Genomic DNA, 24,995 nt, shown 5'->3' with positions numbered 1-24,995 from the left:
GTGCCGCCATGACCGCGAAATTGAAGATTACCAGCATCGGCAACTCGGCCGGAGTCATCCTGCCAAAGGAAGTCCTCGAAAAACTACGGGTCGAAAAGGGCGACACCCTGTTCCTCACGGAGACGCCGAACGGCTTCGAAATCTCCCCGCACGATGACGAGGTCGAGCGCCAGATGGAGATCGCGGAAAAGGTCATGCGCGAGAACCGCAACCTTCTCCGGAAGCTGGCCCAATGACCTCGAAGGAACCGGTCTGGCTCCGTCTGGAATTCGTCCATCGGATGCATGCCCGCCAGCTCGCCGAGCACGGCGGCAAGCCGGGCGTGCGCGATGAAAGCATGCTCGAGTCCGCGCTCAATCGCCCCTTGGACAAGTGGAGCTACGCCCAGCCCAAGCCCGACCTTTGTGAGCTTGCCGCCGCCTACGCCTTCGGCCTCGCGAAAAATCATCCCTTCCTCGATGGCAATAAACGCGCCGCAGCCGTCGCCTGTGAAACCTTCCTCATCCGCAACGGCCTCATCCCAACCGCCAGCGAAGAAGAAAAGTATCCCTACTATCTCTCGCTCGCATCCGGAGAAGTGACCGAAGAGGAATTCGCCGCTTGGCTCCGCGAAAACACCGCCCCCATCCCATGAAACTCCACGTCCCCACCCTCATCGCCCGCAAGCGCGAAGGCGAGACGCTCGATCCCGCGGAAATCCGCAAGCTGATCGAAGGCTACACCAGCGGCGAGATCCCGGACTACCAGATGTCCGCCTTCGCCATGGCCGTCTTCTTCCGCGGCATGGACGCCGTGGAGACCGCCGCCCTCACCCGGGCCATGCTGGAGAGCGGCGACGTCTTTCACCACCGCGATGCCCATCCACGGGTCGTCGACAAGCACTCCACCGGCGGCATCGGCGACAAGGTCTCGCTCATCCTCGCGCCCCTCGTCGCCTGCACCGGCGTCTGGGTCCCCATGGTCTCTGGCCGAGGCCTCGGCATCACCGGCGGCACCCTGGATAAACTGGAAGCCATCCCCGGCTTCAAGGTCGGCATCTCCATCCCGGAAGCGCAGGATCTGTTAGAAAAAATCGGCGTCGTCATGATGGGCCAGACCGACCGCTTCTGCCCGGCCGATAAGAAGCTCTACTCCCTCCGCGACGTCACCGGCACCGTCCCCTCCATCCCGCTCATCACTGCCTCTATCATGTCGAAGAAGCTCGCCGAGTCGCTCGACTCGCTCGTGCTCGATGTGAAGTTCGGCACCGGTGCCTTCATGAAGACCGAGCACGATGCCCGCGTGCTCGCCGACTCCATGATCGCCGTCGGCAAGGAAATGGGCGTCGAAGTCCACGCCATCCTCAATCCCATGAGCGAACCCCTCGGCCGCGCCGTAGGCAATTCACTCGAAGTCATCGAGTCCATCGAATGCCTCGAAGGCCGCGGCCCTGCCGACCTGCGCAAGCTCGTCCTCGATCTATCCGAAAAAATCTCCCCCGTCTCCCGCAAGGAACTGGAGGGCCTGTTAGACGACGGCACTGCCCGCAAGAAGTTCGACGAAATCGTCGCCGCTCACGGCGGCAATCCCGCCGACCTGCCGAATCTCGCGAAAATCCATCACGCCCCGCTCATCCGTGACTTCCCCGCTCCGGACACTGGCACCGTCCTCTCCGTCGATGCCGGCCTCGTCGGCCAAGCCGCCCTCCAACTCGGCGCCGGCCGAGCCCGCGCCACCGATGGCGTCGATCACGCCGTCGGCTTCGATCACTTCGTCAAATGCGGCGAGCACATCCACCAGGGCCATCCCCTCTGCCGCATCCACGCCCGCACCGCCGTCGATTTCGAGATCGCCGAGGCCATGTTAGAGAAAGCCATTCGCATCGGTTAGCCTCAGAGACGACGAACCCGGAAGAACTCATGATCCGGCCCCACGGTCGCGATATACTCGGCGCTATGCCCTTCCCCCGCCGTGACGTTCTGAACCGGGCTCCAATCGACCAGATTCGTCGAAGACTCCACCACGAAGCTCGCACCCGGGGTCGCATTCCAAACCAGCTTCAACTGGTTCGCCGAAGGCTGGCTCAATGACGTGATCGCCAGCGCATTCGGAATCAGCGGATCTGTCCCCTGCGCAAGCTCCGCAGCATTGCTGACCCCATCCTGATCCTCATCGTCATTCCCATCGAAGGTGTAGGTCAGCAGCTCGCGGAACTCCCACGCATCATCCAGCCCATCCGAATCCGCATCCCCTAGCGGACCCGTCGCAGCGGGTAGGACAAAATCCCCCTGCGAAGTCCCGGGATAGCTCGGATCCAGCGTCGGCATCTGCGCACTCACCTGCTTCAAATAGTCCCGCAAGCGCACCCACAATTGCCAACGGACCGCACGCTGGCTCTCACTGAGATTCGTAATCTCGCCGGCCTCATTCGCCAGGTCATACAGCTCCAGCGACCCCTTCTCGTAGTTGGCCACCAGCTTGTAGCCCCCCGCAATGATCGCCGATCGTGGCCGCATGTCCTTTGGCGTATCCTGCCAATCATTCGGCCACGGCATCGGACCGATGTAATGCGGTGAATGGACGATCATCGCGCCATCCCGGTGAATCGGCGTGCTCACCGGCGTCGCCAGCGAAGCATCACGAATCGTGGCCACCACGCTTCCCCCATCCACCTGCGCCGGCAATCCCACCTGCGAACCCGTCGCCCATTCCCAAATCGTCGGCAGCCAATCGATCCCGCTCACCGGCTGATCACACTGCGAATCCGCCTTCACCCCCGGACCACGAACGAACGTCGGCACCCGGATCCCACCCTCCCAAAGCTCCGGCTTGTAGCCACGCAAGGGCGTATTGTCCGACATGTTCTGCGGCGCGCCGTTGTCCGCCTGATAGATGATGTAGGTGCTATTGCGAATTCCCAGTTCATCCAGCCGCGCAAGGACACGACCAACATTGAGATCCAGGTCGCGCGTCATCGCCGCATAGTAGCGATTGTTGTGGCGCACGCCCGGCGTCACACCCGCGAAGGCATCATACGAAGCCTGCGTGCACTGGATCGCCTCATGCACCGCATAGTGCGAAACCTGCAGGTAGAAAGGCGTGCCACCACCCACACGGCTATCCAGATAAGCCAGCGCGCGATCCGTGATCGAGTAGCTGCGCTTCGCATCACTGTTGATCGGCTCGGTCCCGGTATCCCCTTCTCCGTTACCCGTCGCCCCGTCGTTCGCATCCGCGTCAAATCCATGCGAAGCCGGACCACCGCCATTGAGATGCCACTTGCCAAAGTGCGCCGCCGAGTAGCCGGCCCCCGCGATGGATTTCAAAAGCTCCGGCGTCGTCGTCATCGTCGCCTGGATCGCATCCGTCGCCTTCCCCGGCGTGATCAGCTTGTATTGCCCGGAGACCTGCGCGTTGCTGCGGCCGACGATATCCGTCATCTTCAAACGCGCCAGCGTCTTGCCTGTTAGAAGCGCATAGCGGGACGGCGAGCAATTCGGATGCGCCGAGTAGCCACGCGGAAAGCGCATCCCCTGCGCCGCGAATGTCTCGATATTCGGCGTCTTGTAGTAGTCGCTCTTCGTATCCGAGCGATTGCGATCCATCGGCACCGAGGTCCCCGTCCACCCCTGGTCATCCGCGAGCACCATCACGAAATTCGGATAAGCCCGCACGCTGACGGTCACGGTCCAAGTGTTCCCGCCGCTGGCGGCATTCGTCGTATAGGTAAACGTGTCTTGCCCCGTGTAGCCCGGCGCAGGTGTGTAGAGCACATTGCTCCCGCTGATCGATGCAGTGCCATGGGAAGGCTGCGTGAGCGAAACCAACGCAACACCCGAACCATCATTACGCAGCAGATCCAGCGAATTGGCGGTGCTGTCATGAAGCACCTGATACCGGTCATCCGGTGTCACCGGCAGCGGCGGCACGGTGAGCGTGAGCGTCGCAATCCGAACCCCATCCCCCGCCGTGCTGGAAATGGTTAGAGTCTCGCCCGTCTGCAGCGGCAGCGATAGCCCCTTCACCACCGCCGTCGTAGCCGTCTGAGTCCCACCGGAAGTAGGCGAAAGCCAAGTCGAGTTATCCGTGCCACCAAGTTCATTCAGCGTATACCCATGGACCGTCACCGGCCGGTTGAAACTAAAGGTCACCGACTCTCCGATGCCCAAGCGGGCAACCCCGGTGCCACCGGTCACACCAATCCCGTTGTCCGCCGAGTTGAGAGTCCCCGGAGCCGAGACCGCGGTATAGCTGATAAAGCTTCCATCACCCGCCGGTATCCCGCTGCGGGTCCGCGTCGTCACGCCCAGATCGGTCGCCCCCGGACCCGAGCCGGATTCAAGATCCGCATTCTTCGCCAGCTGGAAGTCCAGCAGCACCGGCACCGTCAGCACCAGCGTGCCCAGCCGGATGCCATCACCCGCAGTCGAGGAAAACGTCAGCGCTTCCCCCGGCTCGATCACCGCATTGAGCCCCGTGACGCTCGCCGAAGTGGAAGTCTGCGCGGCCCCCGACGTGGTCGTCTGCCATGTCGAGTTGTCCGTGCCGTTGAACATGTTCAATGTGTAGCCATTCAGGACCACCTTCCGGCTGAAGGTAAAAGTCACCGACTCCCCGGTCCCCATCCGGTCCGAAGTCCCACCCATCACCCCGATCCCCACATCCGCCGAGTTCAAATTGCCCGGTGCCGAAACCACCGTGAAATCGATCGTCGCACCATCCGGCGTCGCAATCCCCGTGCGGGTCTTGGTCGTCGTCCCCAGATCATTCCCACCCGGCGCAGCGCCCTGCTCCAAATCCGCATTCTGCGAGAGCTGGAAATCCAACGTGAAAGCCCGGCCCGCGGACGGCAGCAAGACCGCCAACGAAACGAGCAGGAGAGAACGAACAAGAAAGCGGAGAGATCGCATGGCCGGAGATTTCCTCACCCGCGCCAAGGGCGGATGAGAGGCGTGTTTCGGGTTTCTGGGTTGTGGACGAAAGCCCACCTAGATGTCTCGCAGGACCCTACGGTGTTCCCCGCTTTAATCAAATTCCGCCCGACATCCTGTCACCCGGTGAACTCCAGTAATTCCAGTATCTATACATACTGGATTACTGGAGTCCTGCCCGCGCACAGGGCGGACTTGCCAAAAAGCCACCCTCTCCAAATAAACCCACTCATGAAGTGGAAGTGGTTGGGAACAGAAGCAATCCTGCTCGTGCTCGTCGCAGGCAGCTTTTGGAAAATGGGACGGAACTCCGCTACCCAAACCACACCTCCATCCGCATCCGCCACCGACGCCGGACTTATCCAACAACTCCTCCACGAAAACCTCGACCACCGCATCTTCTCCTTCGCCACCGTCGCCGAAGCCACCTCCGGAAAGAAAGTCATCCCGCTCGGCGAACGCGACAGCCATCGCCGCGCCAAGGCAGCCATCGAAGCCGCCCTCGCCAAGGCCATCGAATCCCTCAACGCCGAAAACTCTCCTCTCCGCTCGCTCCGCCGCATCAACGAAGCCTCCCGCTTCTTCGAGGACGCCCTCCACGCTAGCCTCGATGCCGAGCCCGACCTCTCCTGCGGCGTCCCGCCGAACCGCCTAGGCAAGGCCCAGCGCAGCGGCTATCCTGACCTCCGCATCGTCCACGAGCCCACCGGCGACGTCTTCTACCTCGATCCCAAGCTCATTGAGGACAACGCCTGGGACAGCACACTGCGGACCTTCTACTTCGAGCCGAAGGTCGAAACCCTGAAGATCACCGACAATGCCGTCCACCTCCTCGCCGGCATCGGCCACGATGGCCACGACGGCGCTTGGAAATTCACCGGCTTCAAGCTCGTCGACCTCTCCACACTCAACGTCCGCCTGAAAGCCGAGTTCCAAGCCTCGAATGCCGAGATCTACCCGAAGGACTAGCTTGGCAGCGCGCCATCCCGCGCCACACTCCCGGCGTGAGCCCGGACCGCTTCCTCTCCCCATCCCCGACTTCGCTGAAAATCTGCGGCGTGACCCTCGCCGACGACGCCCTGCGGTTGGTGGAGCTCGGCGTGGACGCCCTCGGTGCCAACTTCTGGCCACACTCGAAGCGCTACCTCGCCCCGGAACGCGCCGGATTCCTCAAGGAGTTCGAAGGCCGCATCCTCCGCGTCGGCGTCTTCGTGAATGCTGATCTCAAGCTGCCCGCCAAGCTCGTCCGCGAAGGCCTCATCGACGTGGTCCAGCTCCACGGCGACGAGACGCCCGATGACGTCGTCCGCCTCAAGGAAGCCGGCATCCCCGTGATCAAGGCCCTCGGCGTCCGCGCCCTGGCGGACCTCCAGCGCGCCCATGAATTCCAAGCCGACAGCATCCTCCTCGATGCCCACGCACCCGGCGTCTACGGCGGCACCGGCGAGACCATCGACTGGACCTTGGCCCGCCGCTTCGTGGAGGAAAACCCGGGGCTCCCGGTCATCCTCGCCGGCGGCATCACCCCGGACAACGTCGCCGCAGCCATCGCCGCCGTCCGCCCCGCCGCCCTCGACGTCGCCTCCGGAGCCGAGGAAAGCCCCGGCATCAAGGATTTCGCGAAGGTGGAAGCGCTGCTGGCCGCCTGTGGAGAATAGCGCATACCGCAAATCGCTTGCATCTGCGACCTTTCCGCGTGAAGGATTCCCGCGACGATGCGTGGCTCACCCCTGATGCGAACTCTGGTAGTTCTAGCCGTCCTGCTGCTGGCAGGCATCGGGCTGGCCCGCCTCACCGCGCCCGCGACGCCGCAGGTGACCGCTCCGCCGCCCGTCGAGAAGTCCGAGCCATTCAAAGCGAACCTCGCCACCTTCGAACTGCTGCTTTCCGGCACCGCCAAACGGGTGAGCCTTGAGGCAGGTGGCGAACCGCTCGCCTTCGAAAACACCGCCGGTCCCCTGACCGGCAAGCTCTCTCTCTCTTCGGACCAGCCCACCATCTTCCTCAAAGTCGAGTGGGCCGATACCACCGCCGGCCACCGCTTCGCCCAGCTCCGTCTGGAAATCCCCGGCCAGGCAACCCGCGAGCACGTCTTCAGCGCACCTGCCGACATCGACGATATCTGGGAACCATGAGCCACGAACACCACGACTGCTGCGCCCACCACGCGCATCACCACGAGCTGGTGATCGACTCGCTGCGCGTCCACTACCGCGACACGCTCGCGCTCGATGGCGTTTCATTCGCCACCTCATGTGGCAATCGCGTCGCCCTCGTCGGCCCGAACGGTGCCGGCAAGAGCACGCTGCTCAAGGCCATCGCCGGCCTCGTCCCACGCACCGGCGGCAGCATCCGCTGGCGCGGCTCCGCCGTGAAACGCTGGTCCCGAGAATTCGCCTACCTTCCCCAGCGCGAGGAGGTCGACTGGTCCTTCCCTATCACCGTCCGCGGCCTTGTCGAAATGGGCCGCTATCCGCAGACCGGCATGTTCCGGCGCTTCCGCGACGAGGACGATGCCGCCGTCGATGCCGCACTCGCCGCACTCGATCTGCTCGATCTCCAGAAACGCCAGATCCGCGAACTCTCCGGCGGCCAACAACAACGCACCTTCCTGGCCCGGGCCCTCGCCCAGGAAGCCCACGTCCTCCTGTTAGACGAACCCTTCACCGGTCTCGACCGCAATGCCTCGCGCCAACTCGGTGACCTGTTGGCCAAGCTCTCGCACGAAGGCCGCCTCGTCATCGCTTCCCACCACGACCTCGCCACCGCACCCAAGCTTTTCGACGAAGCCCTGCTGCTAAAGACCCGCCCGCTCGCCTTCGGCGCCGCCACCGAAGCCTTGAGCGAAGCCAACATCGACCGCGCTTTCGGCCACATCAGCGACCACGAAGACCGCGCCACCCAACAACCGGCCGTCGCTTCCGCGCTCTAGAATATCTACGATCTAGCATCCGCGATCTGCCATCTCTTCCCACCTTGGACCTTCTCTCCAATCCCTTTTACCAGCGCGCCCTCGCCGCCGCCGTGCTGATCGGCTTCACGAATGGCTTCTTCAGCGGCATCGTGATCCTGCGGCGGAATGCGCTCTCGGTGAGTGCCCTCTCGCACACCATGCTGCCCGGCATCACCGTCGGCATCCTGATCACCGGCGCGCTGACCCAGCTGAGCGCCTTCGTCGGCGCCTTGTTTGCATCGCTAATGGTCGGCCTCGGCTCCGTCGCGGTGGCTCGTGGCAATCGCGTCGCGCAAGGAACCGCATTGGCCGTCATCTACACCAGCGCCTTCGCCGCCGGCGTCGCGCTGCTACCACGGCTCGATACCCGGCAGGAACTCGAACACTGGCTCTTCGGCGACATCATGGCCGTGGGCAATGCCGACCTCTGGGTCGCCTTCGGCATCGGCGCCTTCACCCTCATCGTCGCGAATCTGCTCATGCGTCCGCTGCTCCTGACCATGTTCGAGCCGAACGTGGCAGCAGCCCAAGGCGTCCCCGTACGATTCATCCAGTACTTGATGTTCGCCCTGCTGGTCCTGTCACTCGTCGCCTCGCTTCAAGCCGTCGGTTGCGTCCTCTCCGTCGGCATGCTCGTCGCACCGGCAGCCACAGTCTCCCTGCTCACCGACCGCACCTCGGCCCTGTTCTGGGGCGGTGGCGCACTCGGTGCCATTGGTGCCGCAGCCGGCGTGCTACTCTCCGGCCCGCTCGGCATGGCACCCGGCCCGGTCATCGTGATGCTGCTCGGCGTGCTGTTCCTGTTAGCCTGGGTCTTCAGCCCGCGCTACGGAGTGATCGCAGCGCGGCGGTGAGTGAATCCGGTTAGGGAACTTCGGACGCTTCAAGCCGGAGGTAGCCCTTTCCTCCGAGCGGCAACCATGCACGACGTTGTTCCGTGACGCCATCCGTCGAGATCATCTCGTCATTGGCCGCAGGCACCCACACGTTCAAGTCCGTCGATTGGGTCGCTGAAAGCACACCGTCATCACGATCTCGTCGCAGCGTGTAGTTCAGCTCGAACTTCAAGCCACTGCCATCGATACCGGAAGCCAGCGAGTTCCGTGAGGAAGGGTTGCTGCCCATCAGATACTCCACGAAATTCGCGAGTCCGTCCCGATCCGGATCCGCTGTTGGTTCACCGGTAGGTCCTGCACCGAGATTCGCCAAACGCCACGCATAGTAGCCGAGCACACCACTACCCGGAGCCGGCGTCGCAGCCGTCCATGCAGTGGGATCACTGCCTTCCTTGCGGACACTCACCCGACGGATCGATGAGCCGGTGCCCGACGCCGTCGTTGGCCACGGCGCTTGCGCGAGGTAGTTCACCTCATCCTCGATCATCAGACCGATAAAGCCCGGCTCATCCGGCGGCGCTGCCACCTTGCGTCGCAGGCGCACCGTCCCACCCGTATCACCGAGACTATCGGCCGCCGACCATGGACCAATCAGCCGGACACCCGCAGCCACCCCATACTGGCTGCGGAAAGACGTGGCCAGGCTCGGCTGGAGCGCAGGATCGAAAGCCACCATCACAATCGCTTCAGCCGGGGCGATCGTGAATCCCGCCGGAAAGTCGAAATCCACATCCCCACGCAGCGTCCAGCCATCCAGCGATTCGGTGGCAGCGCCGGTATTCGAAAGCTCAACAAATTCCGGCGTCGTGCCGGATGGATAGTAGTGGATTTCAGTCGCCTGCACCGGCCCCACTCGCGCCGCGCTGTTCGCCGCCCCCGGCGTGAACACCGCCAGCAGCTTCAAGCTACCGCTGCCATTCGGCGAACGACCGTAGGCAATCCCAGCCGACACCGGCGTCAAGTCCTCCTTCTGCTCGAAGTTATAAAGCTTCCCGCTCACCGGATCGGCCGAGATCAGCCACAACGAACCACCTCGATAGCCATCCAGCGAAAACTCCCCGACCCCGGGCGTGCCGGGCGATGGATTCCACGAGCCATTCGGATTGAACTGCGTCTCGCTGAAAACGAGATACCCACCCGCAGGAATGATCGTGCCATTCGGAATGCGGTACTGCCGGTAGTCCGTCTCCGTCAGGGCATCGGCATTGCTAAGATACCAGCCCCCGATGTTGACCGGACTCGCACCGGCATTGAAGAGCTCGATCTGATCAAGCTGCGGCGACGAGGGGTTGGCGAGGATCTCGTTGATCACGACCGTCGAAGCCGCGCCGGCCACATTGATGCCAGGACTTCCATGAACCGCCTTGCTGGAATTCCAGTTTGCAGGGTTCTCGTAGTCCACCGTGGTCCATCCGGCACCCACGTATTCCAAGGCACTCCCCGACCCGTCGGCGCGACCCGGCCAACTGCCACCATCACCGTACTCGAAGACCGCGATGGCTAGGCCAGCCCGGTCGAGCAGGGTGATTCCTTCACCGCTATTGCTCATGCTCCCGTCGCCCGTCCATCGTCCGGCAATCCTTGCCGCTGCCGTACTGCCATAGCGCAGGGCAAAGGCCGCCGGATCCTTCACCACCAGCGCCCGTTCGCCGGGTGCGAGCGTGAAGGGCCCCAGCGTCACCGCTGCGACCGGTTCTCCCTCTGCCAAGGACACACCGTCCAGATTCACCGGTGTGCCCGAGACGTTCTTGAGCTCGATCCATTCGAAGTCACTACCGGTAATCCCCGGACGCGCCGCCGACTCGGCCGCCGTCGGCTCCAGCGGATGATAGTTTACCGCGCTGATCCGCAGGTTGGACGCGGCAGCGTAAGCTTCATCCACCAGATAAAGCGCCTCCACCGGACCGCTCCAGTTGGTCGCCGGCGTGGCAAAGCTGCCCGTGCGAAGAGTGCGTGCCTTGATCAAACGCGTCGCGGGAATCGGGATCGCCGTGCCATTGTAGGCAGTGGCGGTCGGAGACGTTCCGCCACCGGTCGCGCGTGGATCGCTGCCATCGACGGTGTAGTAAACCGTCGTACCCGGAGGCACTGTGATCGTCGTCGTATCGCCTGCCGTCACCACGCTCGGCGGACGCACAATCACCGGCGGCACAGCGAACAGCGAGTCGATCCACGCGGCACGGCTCGCCAGCCAGGACTTCAGGTTGTTGGTCTCGGTCGTGATATTGTTCGAGGTCGCCGAACCATACCACTTGGCGTAATCCCGCATCGCCGGGTTCTCCGCATCCGCCGTCTTGAACTCGGCAAGGTAGCCATCGAGCAGTGCTTGGAAACTTGCGGTGGAAAGCGAGCCACGGCGCATCGCTTGCCAGCGGTCCACGTAGAGCTGCCGGAACTCGACATCCGCAAACAGCTTCTCCCACCACCCATACGTGAAGTAGTTCGTTGCGTCGCTGGTGCCCACCCACGTCGTGGTAACGTCGTCACGAGCATCCGTGGAGTTCGCCGAGCGGTCGAAGTCCCACAGTGGACCCGCCACCATCACCCCGCCGCGATCCTTGTACATGTAAGCGCTCAGTCGAAGGGCATCGACGTTCTTCGTCATCGAGCAGAAGATATTGTGATCCGCCCAGGAAGCGGAGTCGATGTATGAGCGGTAATTCCGGCTGCTGAAGCTGGCCGCCGCTTCATTGAACAAGGTGTTCTCGAAGGTCTGGAAGTAGTTTACCAGATACGACGACTGCTGCGTCGGCAGATCGGGAAGCTTCGGACGATAAATCACCAGGCCATCGCCACCGGTGCCGGAAAGAGGCAGGGCCCTAGTCGTCCTCCACGAGAACTCATCGGTGTCCTTGCGATCCACCTTGAAGATGTAGCCGCCCGTCACATTCGGGCTGGTCACGTCCCCCGGCTCCAGACCGGCGATATCGACGCGATCGCTGCCGCGGCGGATCGTCTCGCAGAGGATGTAGACACCGCGGTAGTCCCCATATTCCAGCGTGTCGCCATCCTGATTGAAATAAACCTCCACCAACCGCGTACGCGGCGACCAGCGCCCCGCCCGCCGGCTCATCTCGTAGATCCATGCGTTGCGCATGAAGGCCCGGTCGAAATCATAGCAGCTGATCAGCGCCCAGTCGGAACCCTCCGGCATGCCGAGCATCCCCGCATCCGACTCCGCGTCGCTCTCGTCGAGGAACTCGATGCCATACGACTTCTTGGGAAAGCTCGAGGAACTGCTGCCCCGGAGCTTCACGTTCACGTTCCGGGTCAGCGACGGAACCGAGCCGGCCGCCAGCGAGGAATACCCCGTCGCATCCCGGTCATAGACCTGCAGCCGCGCGCTGCGGGCGACATTGTCATTGGGAATCTCGCCGATGCCCCGGTTGTTGAGCACCACCACTGGCAAGGATGATTTGAAGGCAGCACCGGCCGACTTGTAGTTGGACAGGGTGGTGTCCAGCTTCTCGTAGCTCGCCGCGGACACAAAGCCGAGTGCACCGGTCACCGGATCATAGATGCGGGCCCGCACCACCGTGCTGTTGTTGATCTGGAAGCCGCCGCTGTAATGCGTCGATGCCGCGGTCGGCATGCTCCCGTCGGTCGTGTAGCGGATCTGCTGCCCGGAAATCGAGCCGGACAGCGTAAGGTTGAAGTTCGTGGTATAGGTGCCCGCATCCTTTGAGAAGGTGACCAGCTGCGGAATCACCAGCCCCGACACCCCGGAATTTGCCGCGCCAGGCGTGGGCGTAGAGAAATACCCGGGAGCCGGCGCATTGCCTGGCAAGTTCACATCCGCCACCAGCGCCGCCCGCAGGAAGGCATCCGTCGTGTTCGCCTGACGATTGAAGAAATGGAATGCCAGCACGTTGTTGCCATCCACCAGCAGGTTGGCGCTTTCGGTCACATTGAAATCCTCGAAGACCTCCGCCGCCGCATCCGCATGCGCCGCGGTCGCGTTGCTATTCCATGCCAGCGGATTGGGAGCATTGCGCCGGACTTGCGTCCCGCCCGAAAGCAAGGGCTGGCCGTTCAACCACACCGCAAAGCCATCGTCATACTTCACCCGCAGCATCAGGCTCGCCACCGTGCTGCCCGCCGCCTTTGTGAAGGGAACCCGCACATAGCACGACGAGTTATTCGCCGCCGTCATCGCCGAATCCGTGTTCCCTCCGATCTGCGTGGTGTAGTTCACCCCATTGACGTCCCGGTCATAGCCGAGGCCCATCGCAGACGAGGTCCACCCGGTCGGAATGTAAGCCGGATCTTTCCAGGTCGCGGCTGGACTGCTCGCCGAAGTGGGCACGATCCACTGGCTCGTGGCGTTTTCCGCAACCAGCGTCGTTTGCGTGGTATTGGACGGCAGCCCATAGGAGATATCCGCGAACTGCGGCGGATAGGTCGGCGAGTAGTGGGATACCACCCCGATCCCGTTCGCCTTGATCAGCCCCAGGTATTCCCCGTCGGCAGACAGCGAGAAATTCGTGTGCAAGGGCTGCCCCGCCACCCGGCGGTCCTTCCCCGACGCAAACACCACCAACCGCCCGCCCGGAGCGATCGTCACCGCCGGGAAACGCCACTTGGTCTTCTCCGTCGCATTGTCGGTCAGATACCAGTTTGTGAGGTCCGCCGACGTCGCGTCAGGATTGTAAATTTCCACCCAATCCGGACGATCGCCGTTCTCGTCCCGCAGCCCGCTCTGGTTGCTGGCGCAAAACTCGCTGATCACCGGATCCGCCTTCAATGGCAGAAATGTCACCAAAAAGAGGCTGAAATACAGTCGAATGAGGGGCATTAATGGGGACTCTATCTTTGGATCTTTAGGGAGGCTTTGATTTCCACGTCGCAGGAGCAAGGCCGGTTTAGCGCCTCTGCATGGCCGAAATCCTCCCCGCGGGGTGATTGGGGCGACACCCCAATCGCAAACATACACAATTCCGAGGTGGACGAGCCCCCGCCGAGCGCGTATTGGCGAACTCACCCATGGCTCATTTCCCTGAGATTCCCAAGATCGCCTACGAAGGTCCCAAGTCGAAGAACCCGCTTGCTTTCAAACACTACAATCCCGACGAGCTCATCGAAGGGAAATCCATGCGCGATCACATGCGCTTCGGTGCCGCCTACTGGCACGTGATGCGCAATAGCCTGTCCGACCCCTTCGGCGGCGGCACCGCGGTGATGCCCTGGGATGACTACTCCGACTCGGTCGACAACGCCAAGAAGCGCGCCGACGTCTTCTTCGAGTTCCTTGATAAGATCGATATCGACTACTACTGCTTCCACGACCGCGACATCGCGCCGGAACTCAATGACTTTATCAAGTCGACCGAAGCCCTGAACGCCGTCGTCGATCACCTCGGCGGCCTGCAAAAGGCCACCGGCAAGAAGCTCCTCTGGGGCACCGCCTGCCTCTTCTCCCACCCGCGCTACTCGCAGGGTGCCGGCACCTCGCCGGATGCCCGCGTGTTCGCCTACGGCTGCGCGCAGGTGAAGGCTGCCATGGACGCCACCCACAAGCTCGGCGGCGAAGGCTACACCTTCTGGGGTGGCCGCGAAGGCTACGCCACTCTGCTGAATACCGACATGAAGCGCGAGCTAGATCACCTCGCCGCGCTCATGCACATGGCCGTCGATTACGCCAAGAAGATCGGCTTCACCGGCCAGTTCTACATCGAGCCCAAGCCCCGCGAACCCTCCACGCACCAATACGACTCCGACTCGGCCGCGTGCTTGAACTTCCTCCGCGAATACGGCCTGCTCGACCACTTCAAGCTCAACATCGAGACCAATCACGCCACGCTGGCCGGTCACACGATGGAGCACGAGCTCACCGTCGCCCTCGCCGCCAACGCACTTGGCTCGATCGACGCAAACCAAGGCGACACCCTCCTCGGCTGGGACACCGACCAATTCCCGACCGACCTCTACGGCACCTCCAAGGTGATGCTGAAGGTCCTCGAAATGGGCGGATTCACCACCGGCGGCCTCAACTTCGACGCCAAGCGCCGCCGCGAGTCGCACGAGCCCATCGATCTCTTCCACGCCCACATCGGCGGCATGGATGCCTTCGCCCGCGGCCTCAAGGTCGCCGCCGCAGTCCGCGCTGACGGCCGCATCGGCGACATGCTGAAGAAGCGCTACTCGAGCTGGGATACCGACATCGGTGCCAAGATTGAAGCCGGCAAGTCCAGCTTCGAAGAGCTCACCGAGTGGGTGAAGAGCCAGCCCGAGCCAGTCATCGCCTCCGGCCGCCAGGAACTGCTGGAAAACATTCTCAACGACCTTCTGTGACCGGAGGCGGGCTTGCCCGCTGAAACGTCACCTTCCAACGGGTGCCAAACGGCCCGGGGCGCAAGTCCCGGGCCGTTTCATTTTTAAGGGGTGTCGACGTCCCGTCGACGCGTCATTGACCCCAAAAACAAACAGCCAAGCAGCCCATTTTCAGATAGAACCGGGCTTCATGAAGGTGCCTCCCGCATTCCTCCTCTTGCTTCTCCTTCTCTTGGCCGCGCCCGCATCCGCCCAACAAGGCCCCAAAATCACCTCGTTCCTCAAAACCGGCGAGCTGACCTGCATCCAGCTCGAGCCGGGCAGCACCGCAACCATCGAGCGGTCATCGTCTCTCGCCCCTGCCAGCTGGACCGACTGGACATCGCTCCCCGTGGATCCAGACGGAGTCATCCAAGCCACCGTGCCAGTCTCCGGCGTGCGAGGCTTCTTCCGGGTCCGCGGAACGCCCATGCCCTCGATTGTGGTCACCGTCACCAGCCTCGGCATCAACGAAGCAGGCAGCGGAACCTTCGGCGTCCGCCTCGGCTATCAGCCCGCAGCAACCACCACCGTCACCCTCGGCAGCTCGGACACCTCCTCCGCTACGGCATCGCCATCGTCCCTAACGTTCACCACCGCCAACTGGAACATCCTCCAAACGGTCACCATTAACGGCGTCGCCGATGCCGACGCCACCAATGAAAGCGTAACCGTCACCGTCTCCTCGACCGGACTCACCAGCCGCACCGTCGACGTGACGGTCACCGATGACGATGTCCTCGGCATCGAGACCTCCACCGCTTCCGTGACCCTCGGCGAAGCCGGCAGCACCACCTTCGGCGTGCGACTTACCGCGCAGCCACCGGCTACTACCACCGTCACGGTCGGAAGTTCCGACACCTCAGCCGCCACCGCATCGCCATCATCGCTCACCTTCACCACCACCAATTGGGCCACTCTCCAAACCGTGACCGTCAACGGCGTGGCCGATGAGGACCTGCTCAACGAGTCCGTCACCATCACCCTCTCATCCGCCGGACTCGGGAGCCAAACGGTTACCGCCACCGTCACCGATGACGACACCCAGGCCTTAATCACTTCCCCCACCTCGATCACGATCAGCGAAGCAGGCTCCGGAACCTCCGGCGTGCGCCTCGCCTTCCAACCCTCCAGCAACGTCACCGTCAGTCTGGGCAGCTCCGACACCACCGCCGCCACCGTCTCGCCGTCCATCCTAACCTTCACCCCCGCGAACTACGCCACGCCGCAGACCATCACCGTCAACGGCGTCGCGGACATCGACCTCCTCAATGAGTCAGTCACCATCACCGCCTCGGCACCCGGAGCCACCAGCGGCACGGTGAACGTGACCGTCACCGACGACGACACCCAGTCCGTGATCATCTCTCCCACCTCGATCACCATCAGCGAGGCAGGCTCTGGAACCTCCGGCGTGCGCCTAGCCTTCCAACCCTCCAGCAATGTCACCGTCAGCCTGGGCAGCTCCGATACCGGCGCCGCCACGGTGTCTCCGCCCACCCTCACCTTCACCCCCGTAAACTACGCCACACCCCAGACCATCACGGTCAGCGGCGTCGCGGACATCGACCTCCTCAACGAGTCAGTCACCATCACCGCCTCGGCGCCCGGTGCCACCAGCGGCACCGTCGGCGTGACCGTCACCGATGACGACGTGCAAGACATCCTGACCTCCTCCCCCAGCCTCACTATCGGCGAGGCCGGCAGCGGAACCTTCACCGTGCGTCTGGCTTTCCAACCCGCCGCCAACGTGACCGTGAATGTCGGCAGCTCTGACACCGGCGCTGCCACCGTGTCGCCCACGTCCCTCACCTTCACGCCCGCGAACTACGCCATCTCCCAGACCGTCACCGTCAATGGCGTGAATGACCCGGACCTCCTCAACGAATCCCCGACGGTCTCTCTGACCGCCTCCGGCCTCACCACCCGTTCGGTTGCCGTCACGGTGCTCGACGACGACTAGCGCTCCTGCCGCTCCGCAAAGCCGGACGAGTTTCCGGTTGCCTCCCGCACCATGCTTCCGGTTTCCTGCTAGGGTGACTCCCGCCCCCGTTTCCCGCCCGAGCTTTCGTGACGCCCTGCGGGCCGAGTCACCCCTCCAAATTGCCGGCACCCTGAATGCCTACGCCGCCCTGCTGGCACAGCGCGCGGGTTTCAGCGCCCTCTACCTTTCCGGAGCCGGCGTCGCGAATCACTCCTACGGCCTCCCCGACACCGGGCTGACAACGTTGGAAGACGTCCTCATCGACGTCCGCCGCATCACCAGCCGTGTCGCTCTTCCCCTGCTGGTCGACATCGACACCGGCTGGGATGACCCCGCCATGACCGTCCGCGAAATAGCCGCCGCCGGTGCAGCAGCCGTCCACATCGAGGACCAAGTGCCCGCTAAAATCTGCGGCCATCTCCCCGGAAAACACCTGGTCGCCACGGAAGAGATGCTCAGCCGCATCGAAGCCGCCGTTTCGGGGAAACCTCACGACAGCTTCGTCGTGATCGCACGAACCGACGCCGCCGCCGTCGAAGGCCTCCTCGCCGCCATCGAACGCGCCAAAGCCTACCTCGCCGCCGGTGCCGACATGATCTTCGCCGAAGCCCTCCGCTCACTCGATGACATCCGCGCCTTCACAAGCGCTGTCGACGCACCCGTCCTGATCAACCTAACAGAGTTCGGCCAGACACCCTATTTCACCCTAGGGGAACTCAAGGACGCCGGCGTCGCCATGGTCCTCTATCCCCTCTCCTCATCTCGGGCTGCTGCAGCCGCGTCGCTCGAAGTATTCTCCGCCATCCGCCGCGACGGAACCCAGCAAGCCGTGATCGACCGCATGCAAACCCGCGCCGAACTCTACGACATCCTGGGCTACCAACCTCCCACCTGACAAACCCATGTCCGATCCACTCCATCCCCCGAAAAAATCCGTCGCCCTCTCCGGCGTCGTCGCGGGCAATACCGCCATCTGCACCGTAGGCCACACCGGCAATGACCTCCACTACCGCGGCTACGAAATCGGTGCCTTGGCCAACCAAACAACCTTCGAGGAGATCGCCCACCTGCTGATCCACGAGCGCCTCCCGACTGCCACCGAACTAACAGCCTACACCGCAAAGCTCAGATCTCTCCGCGGTCTGCCTCCCGGCCTGCGCTCGGTCCTAGAGCAGATCCCGCCGGACTCCCACCCCATGGATGTCCTCCGCACCGGCTGCTCCATGCTCGGCAATCTCGAAACCGAGCAACTCCCCTCATCCGGCGCAAACGCAGCCTCCGCACCGGCTGCTCGCGCGCTCGCCGACCGGCTGCTCGCCTGCTTTCCATCCATGCTGCTCTACTGGTACCACTTCGCAACCAGCGGCCAGCGCATAGAAGTTGAAACGGACGACACAACCATAGCCGCCCACTTCCTGCACCTCCTTCATCAACGACCGCCAACGACGTCTCACATCCGCGCCCTCGACCGCTCGCTCATCCTCTACGCCGAGCACGAGTTCAATGCCTCCACCTTCACCGCGCGGGTGATCGCAGGCACCGGCACCGATTTCCATTCGGCCATCACCGGAGCCATCGGCGCTCTCCGGGGCCCCAAGCACGGCGGCGCCAACGAGGTCGCCTACGAGATCCAGCAGCGCTACCAGAGTCCCGGCGAAGCCGCCGAAGACATTCACCGCCGCGTTTCCAACAAGGAGATCGTCATCGGCTTTGGCCACCCGGTCTACACCGTCTGCGATCCCCGCAACGCCATCATCAAGGAAATCGCCCGCGACCTCTGCGCCCAGAACGACAACGAAAACCTCTTCGCCATCGCCGAGCGCATCGAAACCCTGATGTGGGAAGAAAAGCGGATGTTCCCCAATCTCGATTGGTTCAGCGCCGTGGCATACCACGAGCTCGGAGTGCCCACCGCAATGTTCACCCCGCTCTTCGTGATCTCCCGAGTCACCGGCTGGGCAGCCCACGTCATCGAGCAACGCATCGACGGCAAACTCATCCGCCCCGGCGCCAACTACACCGGCCCCGAGCCTCGCCCCATTCCTCCCATCGACCAGCGCTAACATGTCCTCCGCCATTTCCAACATCCGCCCCGCGCCGGACCCGCTTCTCACCACCCTCGCCGACTACGCACTGGACGCAGTCATCACCAGCGACGAAGCCTTCGACACCGCCCGCTGGTGCCTAGCCGACACCCTCGCCTGTGGGATCATGGCCTTGGCTTACCCCGCCTGCACCAAGCTCCTCGGCCCAGTCGTCCCCGGCACTTCCATCACCAATGGCGCCCGCGTCCCCGGCACCTCCTTCGAACTCGATCCCGTCCAAGCCGCCTTCAATATCGGCACGCTCGTCCGTTGGCTCGATTTCAATGACACTTGGCTCGCAGCCGAATGGGGCCACCCCTCCGACAATCTCGGCGCCATCCTCGCCACCGCCGACTGGCTCTCGCGCAATGCCACCGCCGAAACTCCGGTTGCCGCCTTCTCCTCCACCCTGAAAGCCAAGCCCCTGACCATGCGCGATGTCCTCGTCGCCATGATCAAGGCCCACGAGATCCAAGGCGTGCTCGCGCTCGACAATTCCTTCAACCGCGTCGGCCTCGACCACGTTCTGTTAGTGCGCATCGCCTCCACCGCCGTCACCGCCGCCATGCTTGGCGGCACCCGCGAGCAAGTCATCAACGCCATCTCCCACGCCTGGCTCGATGGCTCCGCCCTGCGAACCTACCGCCACGCTCCGAACACCGGCTCACGCAAATCCTGGGCCGCCGGCGACGCCACCAGCCGCGCCGTCCGCCTCGCAGTCATTTCCATGACCGGCGAAATGGGCTACCCCTCCGTGCTCAGCGCCAAGACCTGGGGATTCCAAGACGTCTCCTTCAAAGGCAATCCCGTGACACTCGCCCGACCCCTCGGCAGCTACGTGATGGAACAAGTACTCTTCAAGATCTCCTTCCCCGCCGAGTTCCACGCCCAGACCGCCGTCGAGTGCGCCATGCAGCTTCATCCGCTCATCAAGCATCGCCTCGACTCCATCGAACGCATCGAACTCACCACCCACGAATCCGCGATCCGCATCATCGACAAAACCGGCCCGCTCCACAATCCCGCCGACCGCGACCATTGCCTCCAATACATGACCGCCATCGGCCTGATCTTCGGCGAACTCACTGCCGACCACTACGAGGACAAGATCGCCACCGACCCACGCATTGATGCCCTGCGTGAAAAAATGACCGTCACCGAAGACAATGCCTACTCCCGCGACTACCTCGATCCCGACAAGCGCTCCATCGCCAACGCCATTCAGGTCTTCTTCAATGACGGCACCTCGACAGCGAAGATCGAAGTCGAATACCCCGTCGGCCACCGCCGCCGACGGAGCGAAGGAATCCCACTCCTCCAAGCCAAGGCCCATTCCGCCTTTGCCACCCACTACGGAGAAGAACGGGCGGAGAGATTGATGAACATCTTCACCGACCGCGCCGCCCTCGAAACCATGCCGGTGCCAAATTTCGTCTCGGCCTTCACTATCTAACAACCGTGCCTCCCGGTTCCCCGGTCGCGTAGCGACCAAGGACGGTAGCCGCGGGCTTCAGCCCGCGGATCTAACCACAGCACGCCCCGTGTCGCATCGCGACACAGGAACTAGCTCCCCGCGGATCCGATACAATCACGCCGCTCTCCCTCCACACATCACCACACCGGCAAGAAGGTCCCCGCCGAAGCCTCAAAGCGGAAATCATTTCCGTCCGGCTTATAGCGCACGACGACGACATGCTTTCCAGCTCCGAGCTGAGCCTTTCCACCCGCCACCGGAGCACCATCGGCCCAAGCCGCCGAGGCATTCGCGGGAAGCGTAATGGAAACCTCCGCTGCCGCCGCCAGCTCGATCCGCGAGGCCGCCAAGGCCTCCTTCGCATCCCCCAGAAACGCCGCCGCCTCGCTGGCCACCAGTCGCCCGTTCACCGTCCCATTCACCGCCATCCACGGCAGCGAGGAATCTCCCTTCTCCGCACCGGCCGAAAGCGCTCCCTTCACCGGCAGCAACGCCCACACCCGCGGTGCCCGGCTCTTCGTCGCATCGAAGTCACCAGGCCTGCCGAGCTGCGACAGGAACTTGAAAAGATCCGCCTGCTCCTGCTCCGAAATCGAAGCAATCAGGTTCGCAGGCATCAGGCTACCGGAGTCCGTCCGCTTCACGATCGATTCATCCGCCAAGGTGATCTCCTGCCCAGCCGCATCAGCAATGATCGTCTGCCCACCGCCGCTCTTGAGCAAGCGCCCCATGATCGTCCGCCCATCACGGGTCTCGAAGATCACCGCGTGATAGCCCTCCTTCACCTTCGCGCCGGGCAGCAGCACCGACTCGACCAGATAATCCAACGGCGCACTCGCCCCGATCGACGTCAGGTCCGGACCCACCTTCCCGCCCGCACCGCCGACAGCATGGCACGTGGCACACACCAGCGCCGGACGCCGATAGATCAGCTCGCCCCGGGAAGCATCGCCCTTCTCTCCCGCCAATGCAACGAGCCTCTGGATCGAGTCCTTCGCCGGTCCGCCAGCCGCGGCACCCGCTTGCTTCCGCAGCGCCTCTAACAACGCAGCGTGCTCATCGATGTCCGGCACCGCTGGCAAGTTCAGCGAAGCGGTCTTTGGATCCAACGGCTGCTCATGGAATGACTTCGCCAGATCGGCCGAGAGTCCGCTGAGTGAAAGCGCTTGCTGCCAGAACGACCGGGCCTCGGTCGCATCCGTCATTTCCGGCAGCACCGCACGAATGGCCGCAAGCGCATCCGCCCGGTGATTCTTCACCAGCGCCAGCGCCGCACAGCGCTTCAGCAGTGACGACGACCCGGAACCCGCGACCGCCACCAGCGCCTCGCGCGCCGCCGAATCCGCGAAATACGAAAGCCCATGGAGCGCCGCCATCCGCACCGCATCGGGAGCATCTGCCTTCGCCGCCGCAGCCGCCAGATCGCCCTGCAATGCCGTCACGCGCAGCGCACCCGCCAATTGCAGCGCCGCCGCCACCACCTTGGGATTCTCGGCCACAAACATCGTCCGCAGCTCCGCGGTCTTGTCCGGCAGCTTCACGCCCCGTCCCGCCACCGCCGTTTCCAGATCGGAGAGAACCTTCGCGGTCACGTTGGCGTCAAAGCCCGCCCACAGCGCCTGCGCATAAACCGCCTCTAACAAAACCGGATCCGCCGTCTTCACCGCGAGCCCAACCCAAGGGCCCGAACCATCGCGAGGAAGCGGCTTCGGCATCAGCTTGCGAATGCCAGCCATCCCCTGCCCGCCCGGCAGATTCGCCAGCGCGAACTCCAGCGAGGCCTCGCGTCCATCCAGCGGCAGCTTCCCATCTAACAAAGCCGTCAGCCATGCGGAACCACGATCTCGCACCGTAAGCCACAAGGCATAGTCGACGAACCTATCGCGCGGCAGCTTGAGCGCTTGCAAGGCGGCATCGGTCGCCTCGGGCCGGTCCAGCTTGGCAAGAACCCGCACCGCTTCCAGACGCACCCGCGGGGCCTCATCACCCGCAGCTTTCACAAGCCGCGAAAATGCCTCATCCGGACTCATCACCGACAGCCGGTCACCGAGCGCCCGCACCCCGGCCGCACGAACCTTGCCATCCGGATCGTCCAGAACCTCGGCATACAACTTCGGGTTCTTCCAACCCAAGGCCTCACCCAGCCACAGGGCCGCCAGGTGGTCACGACCATCCTTGGCAGAACCCAGCCACTTCTCGACGACGGCGTTCCGGGCCGGCGAAGCCGGGCGCGAAACGAACTCCGTCAGGGCAGCCTCGCGCTGGTGGCGATGATTCATCGTCAGCGACGCAAGCAAGGTCGCATCGTTCGCCTTCGTGAGGTCCGGCCCCGGCTTCAGCTCGGCACCTTTCCTCGTCACCTTCCAGATGCGCCCGTGCTCGCGGTCGCGCCGCGGGTCGCGGAAGTCCACTTCGCCGTGATTGATGATCGGGTTCGACCAGTCCGCAATATACAGCGCGCCATCCGGCCCGATCTTCACGTCGATCGGCCGGAAGTTCACGCTATCCGTCCGCAGGATGTCGCCCACCTCCTGCGCTGCGTAACCCGAGCCCTGTTCGGACACAGCGAAGCGCACCACGCGATGCGCGCGGAAGTCGCACGTGATCATCGAGCCCTGCCAGTCATCCGGGAAATGCGGCGACTCGATGATCTCCAGCCCGCAGAATTTCGGATAGCTGCCGGGGCTGATGCTATCGAGCGTCTTCGGTGCATTCGCGTAGGTGAAATACATCGCGCCCGGCACCGCCCAATTGATGCCTCCACCACCGGCACCATCGGTCACGAATGATTGACCGTAGCGGTCGAACTGATGTCCCCATGGATTGCACCAGCCGTAGAAGACCGGCTCGATGTGATTGTTGCGCGGGTCGAAACGCATCACGCCACCACTCTTCAGGCGCATCACGCCCTGCGGAGTCTCGGTGTCGCTGCGCGTGTAGATGCTCTGGTTCATCCAGATCTTCCCATCCGGACCACGGCGCAGCGTGTGCAGGTTATGGTGCGTGTCCTCCGTGCCGAAGCCACTCAGCACGCGGCGCTTCTCGTCCGCCTTGCCATCGCCGTCGGTATCGCGGAAGTGCAGCAAGTCCGTGCTCTGCGCCACATAGCAGCCGCCATCGCCCGGTAGGACGCCAGTAGGCATCAGCAAGCCGGTCGCAAACGGTGTCGACGTCTCCGCCTTGCCATCGCCATCGCGGTCTTCCAGCACCAGGATCTTGTCATCCGCCGTCTGGCCCACCTCGATCTGCGGATAGGTTTCCGAGCTCGTCACCCACAGCCGCCCCTTCGTGTCGAAGTTCATCTGCGTTGGCTTGAAGAGCAGCGGATTCTCCGCCCACAGCGTGACCTCGTAGCCATCGGCCACCGTGAATTGAGGAGACGGCTGCGGCGTGTGGGCCGCCACCGTGGAAATCGTCCGCTCCTCAGGCGCGGGCACCACCTTGGAAAGCTTCCGCATTTCAGCAATGCGCGCATCTTCATCGGCCACCAGCTTGTCAAAGGCCACGATCTCACCCGCGTTCCTTCCCTGCTCCGCCTTCCGGAAGCCGAAGATGTAGGCCATGTTCGCCGGACGTGAGCGATGGAAGAACCACTCGTTCTTGCGAAGGATCGCGTGGCGCAGCGCGTCGGCCGGCTTGCCTTGGTCCCATCGTCCCGCACCCCAGCCAAGTTCCTTTTCGATCAACCGCGCCGTCGCCCGATAGCCGGCCGAGTTCAGGTGAATGCCATCGTCCGAGAGCCCTTTCTGCTTATCCAGTGACTGGAGCGAAACAAACGTCAGCCCCCGCTTCCCCGCCACCTCCCGCAGCACGCCATCGATCGCCTCCAGCGAGGCATCGTGGGCCTTCACCTCCTGATCCGTATCGCCGGCACGGGCGAAACGCGGCGGCGCACCCAGCACCAGTACCCGCATGTCCTTCACCTCATCCAGCAAGCGCTCGAAATCCTTCCGGAACTGCTCCGGCGTCGGCCCGCCCGGCAGCGAAGCCGCCATGCCATAGCCCGTCACCAGCACGTTCGGCTGATAAGTTTTGAGCTGGTTCTGCAACTGCCGCCAGCCTTCCTCCGGCGGCTCCATCCCCGCCTGGAGCAAGCTCAGCCCGCAACGCGACACTCCATTCGGCAAGTCACCGCTCCATCCGAGATTGCGAAACGTCACATTCCGATCCGGAAAGTCCGTCGTCGCCGCGATCTCGATCCAGCCCTCGTATTGCTCCCGCTCGATGAAGCCATCCCCGAGGAACGCCACCCGGTCGCCCTCCTTGAACTCGAAGCGCGGCGCGGCGGAAGCGGCAAGGGTGCAGCCAAGGAAGATCAGAAGTCGGCTCATGGGTCGGGGTTGGTTTACGTCAAATCCCACACGGTTTACACCTACCGAAATACA

General features: G+C 63.4%; 16 protein-coding genes. 13 read left to right on the top strand and 3 right to left on the bottom strand.

All coding sequences use genetic code 11. The features are described 5' to 3' along the window. The first annotated feature begins 8 nt into the window (after window positions 1-8). The 3 genes from WKV53_RS05870 to WKV53_RS05860 are packed head-to-tail and all read left to right on the top strand — an operon-like array spanning window position 9 to window position 1,869. A complete protein-coding gene (locus WKV53_RS05870; RefSeq protein WP_341403427.1) occupies window positions 9-236 on the top strand; it encodes an AbrB/MazE/SpoVT family DNA-binding domain-containing protein in 228 nt (75 codons plus the stop codon). Then, the gene (locus WKV53_RS05865; protein WP_341403426.1) at window positions 233-634 is read left to right on the top strand and encodes a type II toxin-antitoxin system death-on-curing family toxin; all 402 of its coding nucleotides are present in this window, start codon (window positions 233-235) and stop codon (window positions 632-634) included. The genes WKV53_RS05870 and WKV53_RS05865 overlap by 4 nt, the downstream gene beginning before the upstream one ends. Further along, the gene (locus tag WKV53_RS05860; protein WP_341403425.1) at window positions 631-1,869 is read left to right on the top strand and encodes a thymidine phosphorylase; all 1,239 of its coding nucleotides are present in this window, start codon (window positions 631-633) and stop codon (window positions 1,867-1,869) included. Before WKV53_RS05865 ends, WKV53_RS05860 begins: the two co-directional genes overlap by 4 nt. 2 nt (window positions 1,870-1,871) lie before the next feature. On the opposite strand, the gene WKV53_RS05855 is transcribed toward WKV53_RS05860, so the two are convergent. Continuing rightward, window positions 1,872-4,889, bottom strand: coding sequence for a sulfatase-like hydrolase/transferase (locus tag WKV53_RS05855; protein ID WP_341403424.1), 3,018 nt, complete (start codon window positions 4,887-4,889; stop codon window positions 1,872-1,874). A 252-nt stretch (window positions 4,890-5,141) separates the two neighbouring features. Between WKV53_RS05855 and WKV53_RS05850 the strand changes: the two genes are divergently transcribed. From WKV53_RS05850 to WKV53_RS05830, 5 genes are all read left to right on the top strand, one after another. Next, a complete protein-coding gene (locus tag WKV53_RS05850) occupies window positions 5,142-5,879 on the top strand; it encodes a hypothetical protein (protein ID WP_341403423.1) in 738 nt (245 codons plus the stop codon). Between the two features lie 35 nt (window positions 5,880-5,914). Further along, window positions 5,915-6,568 carry a phosphoribosylanthranilate isomerase gene (locus WKV53_RS05845; RefSeq protein ID WP_341403422.1) on the top strand — a complete coding sequence of 218 codons (654 nt, stop codon included), beginning with the start codon at window positions 5,915-5,917 and terminating at the stop codon, window positions 6,566-6,568. 75 nt (window positions 6,569-6,643) lie between these two features. After that, window positions 6,644-7,045, top strand: coding sequence for a hypothetical protein (locus WKV53_RS05840; protein WP_341403421.1), 402 nt, complete (start codon window positions 6,644-6,646; stop codon window positions 7,043-7,045). Further along, window positions 7,042-7,842, top strand: coding sequence for a metal ABC transporter ATP-binding protein (locus WKV53_RS05835; RefSeq protein ID WP_341403420.1), 801 nt, complete (start codon window positions 7,042-7,044; stop codon window positions 7,840-7,842). Before WKV53_RS05840 ends, WKV53_RS05835 begins: the two co-directional genes overlap by 4 nt. A gap of 44 nt (window positions 7,843-7,886) precedes the next feature. After that, window positions 7,887-8,717 (top strand): metal ABC transporter permease, encoded by an 831-nt coding sequence (locus WKV53_RS05830; protein ID WP_341403419.1) that lies wholly within the window; start codon window positions 7,887-7,889, stop codon window positions 8,715-8,717. Window positions 8,718-8,727: 10 nt separating this feature from the next. On the opposite strand, the gene WKV53_RS05825 is transcribed toward WKV53_RS05830, so the two are convergent. Further along, the gene (locus WKV53_RS05825; RefSeq protein ID WP_341403418.1) at window positions 8,728-13,554 is read right to left on the bottom strand and encodes a lamin tail domain-containing protein; all 4,827 of its coding nucleotides are present in this window, start codon (window positions 13,552-13,554) and stop codon (window positions 8,728-8,730) included. Window positions 13,555-13,742: 188 nt separating this feature from the next. Here WKV53_RS05825 and xylA point away from each other — a divergent pair, with 188 nt between their 5' ends. The 5 genes from xylA to WKV53_RS05800 all read left to right on the top strand — a co-directional run bounded on the left by xylA (window position 13,743) and on the right by WKV53_RS05800 (window position 20,589). Further along, window positions 13,743-15,050 (top strand): xylose isomerase, encoded by a 1,308-nt coding sequence (gene xylA, locus WKV53_RS05820; protein WP_341403417.1) that lies wholly within the window; start codon window positions 13,743-13,745, stop codon window positions 15,048-15,050. A gap of 169 nt (window positions 15,051-15,219) precedes the next feature. Next, window positions 15,220-17,031 carry a hypothetical protein gene (locus tag WKV53_RS05815; RefSeq protein ID WP_341403416.1) on the top strand — a complete coding sequence of 604 codons (1,812 nt, stop codon included), beginning with the start codon at window positions 15,220-15,222 and terminating at the stop codon, window positions 17,029-17,031. A gap of 73 nt (window positions 17,032-17,104) precedes the next feature. Then, on the top strand, window positions 17,105-17,947 hold the full coding sequence (gene prpB, locus WKV53_RS05810) for a methylisocitrate lyase (protein WP_341403415.1): 843 nt from the start codon (window positions 17,105-17,107) through the stop codon (window positions 17,945-17,947). 7 nt (window positions 17,948-17,954) lie between these two features. Beyond that, window positions 17,955-19,115: a bifunctional 2-methylcitrate synthase/citrate synthase gene (gene prpC, locus WKV53_RS05805; protein ID WP_341403414.1), complete on the top strand. Its 1,161-nt coding sequence runs from the start codon at window positions 17,955-17,957 to the stop codon at window positions 19,113-19,115. A gap of 1 nt (window position 19,116) precedes the next feature. Then, window positions 19,117-20,589, top strand: a complete 1,473-nt coding sequence (locus tag WKV53_RS05800; protein ID WP_341403413.1) for a bifunctional 2-methylcitrate dehydratase/aconitate hydratase — start codon at window positions 19,117-19,119, stop codon at window positions 20,587-20,589. Window positions 20,590-20,747: 158 nt separating this feature from the next. Here WKV53_RS05800 and WKV53_RS05795 read toward each other — a convergent pair whose 3' ends face one another. After that, a complete protein-coding gene (locus WKV53_RS05795; protein ID WP_341403412.1) occupies window positions 20,748-24,941 on the bottom strand; it encodes a PVC-type heme-binding CxxCH protein in 4,194 nt (1,397 codons plus the stop codon). Between the last annotated feature and the right edge of the window lie 54 nt (window positions 24,942-24,995).

Source organism: Luteolibacter sp. Y139 (assembly GCF_038066715.1).
Lineage (GTDB): Bacteria > Verrucomicrobiota > Verrucomicrobiia > Verrucomicrobiales > Akkermansiaceae > Haloferula > Haloferula soli.
The sequence above is the reverse complement of the archived record's forward strand: the minus strand, read 5'-3'. Positions and strand labels throughout refer to the sequence as shown.

Bases quoted from the DNA above. Each gene is read 5' to 3' on its own strand.
- WKV53_RS05865 (WP_341403426.1), top strand. From the start codon at position 233: ATGACCTCGAAGGAACCGGTCTGGCTCCGTCTGGAATTCGTCCATCGG.
- WKV53_RS05860 (WP_341403425.1), top strand. From the start codon at position 631: ATGAAACTCCACGTCCCCACCCTCATCGCCCGCAAGCGCGAAGGCGAG.
- WKV53_RS05840 (WP_341403421.1), top strand. From the start codon at position 6,644: ATGCGAACTCTGGTAGTTCTAGCCGTCCTGCTGCTGGCAGGCATCGGG.
- WKV53_RS05800 (WP_341403413.1), top strand. From the start codon at position 19,117: ATGTCCTCCGCCATTTCCAACATCCGCCCCGCGCCGGACCCGCTTCTC.
- WKV53_RS05855 (WP_341403424.1), bottom strand. From the start codon at position 4,889: ATGCGATCTCTCCGCTTTCTTGTTCGTTCTCTCCTGCTCGTTTCGTTG.
- WKV53_RS05815 (WP_341403416.1), top strand. From the start codon at position 15,220: ATGAAGGTGCCTCCCGCATTCCTCCTCTTGCTTCTCCTTCTCTTGGCC.
- WKV53_RS05825 (WP_341403418.1), bottom strand. From the start codon at position 13,554: ATGCCCCTCATTCGACTGTATTTCAGCCTCTTTTTGGTGACATTTCTG.
- WKV53_RS05850 (WP_341403423.1), top strand. From the start codon at position 5,142: ATGAAGTGGAAGTGGTTGGGAACAGAAGCAATCCTGCTCGTGCTCGTC.
- WKV53_RS05795 (WP_341403412.1), bottom strand. From the start codon at position 24,941: ATGAGCCGACTTCTGATCTTCCTTGGCTGCACCCTTGCCGCTTCCGCC.
- WKV53_RS05835 (WP_341403420.1), top strand. From the start codon at position 7,042: ATGAGCCACGAACACCACGACTGCTGCGCCCACCACGCGCATCACCAC.
- WKV53_RS05870 (WP_341403427.1), top strand. From the start codon at position 9: ATGACCGCGAAATTGAAGATTACCAGCATCGGCAACTCGGCCGGAGTC.
- prpC (WP_341403414.1), top strand. From the start codon at position 17,955: ATGTCCGATCCACTCCATCCCCCGAAAAAATCCGTCGCCCTCTCCGGC.
- xylA (WP_341403417.1), top strand. From the start codon at position 13,743: ATGGCTCATTTCCCTGAGATTCCCAAGATCGCCTACGAAGGTCCCAAG.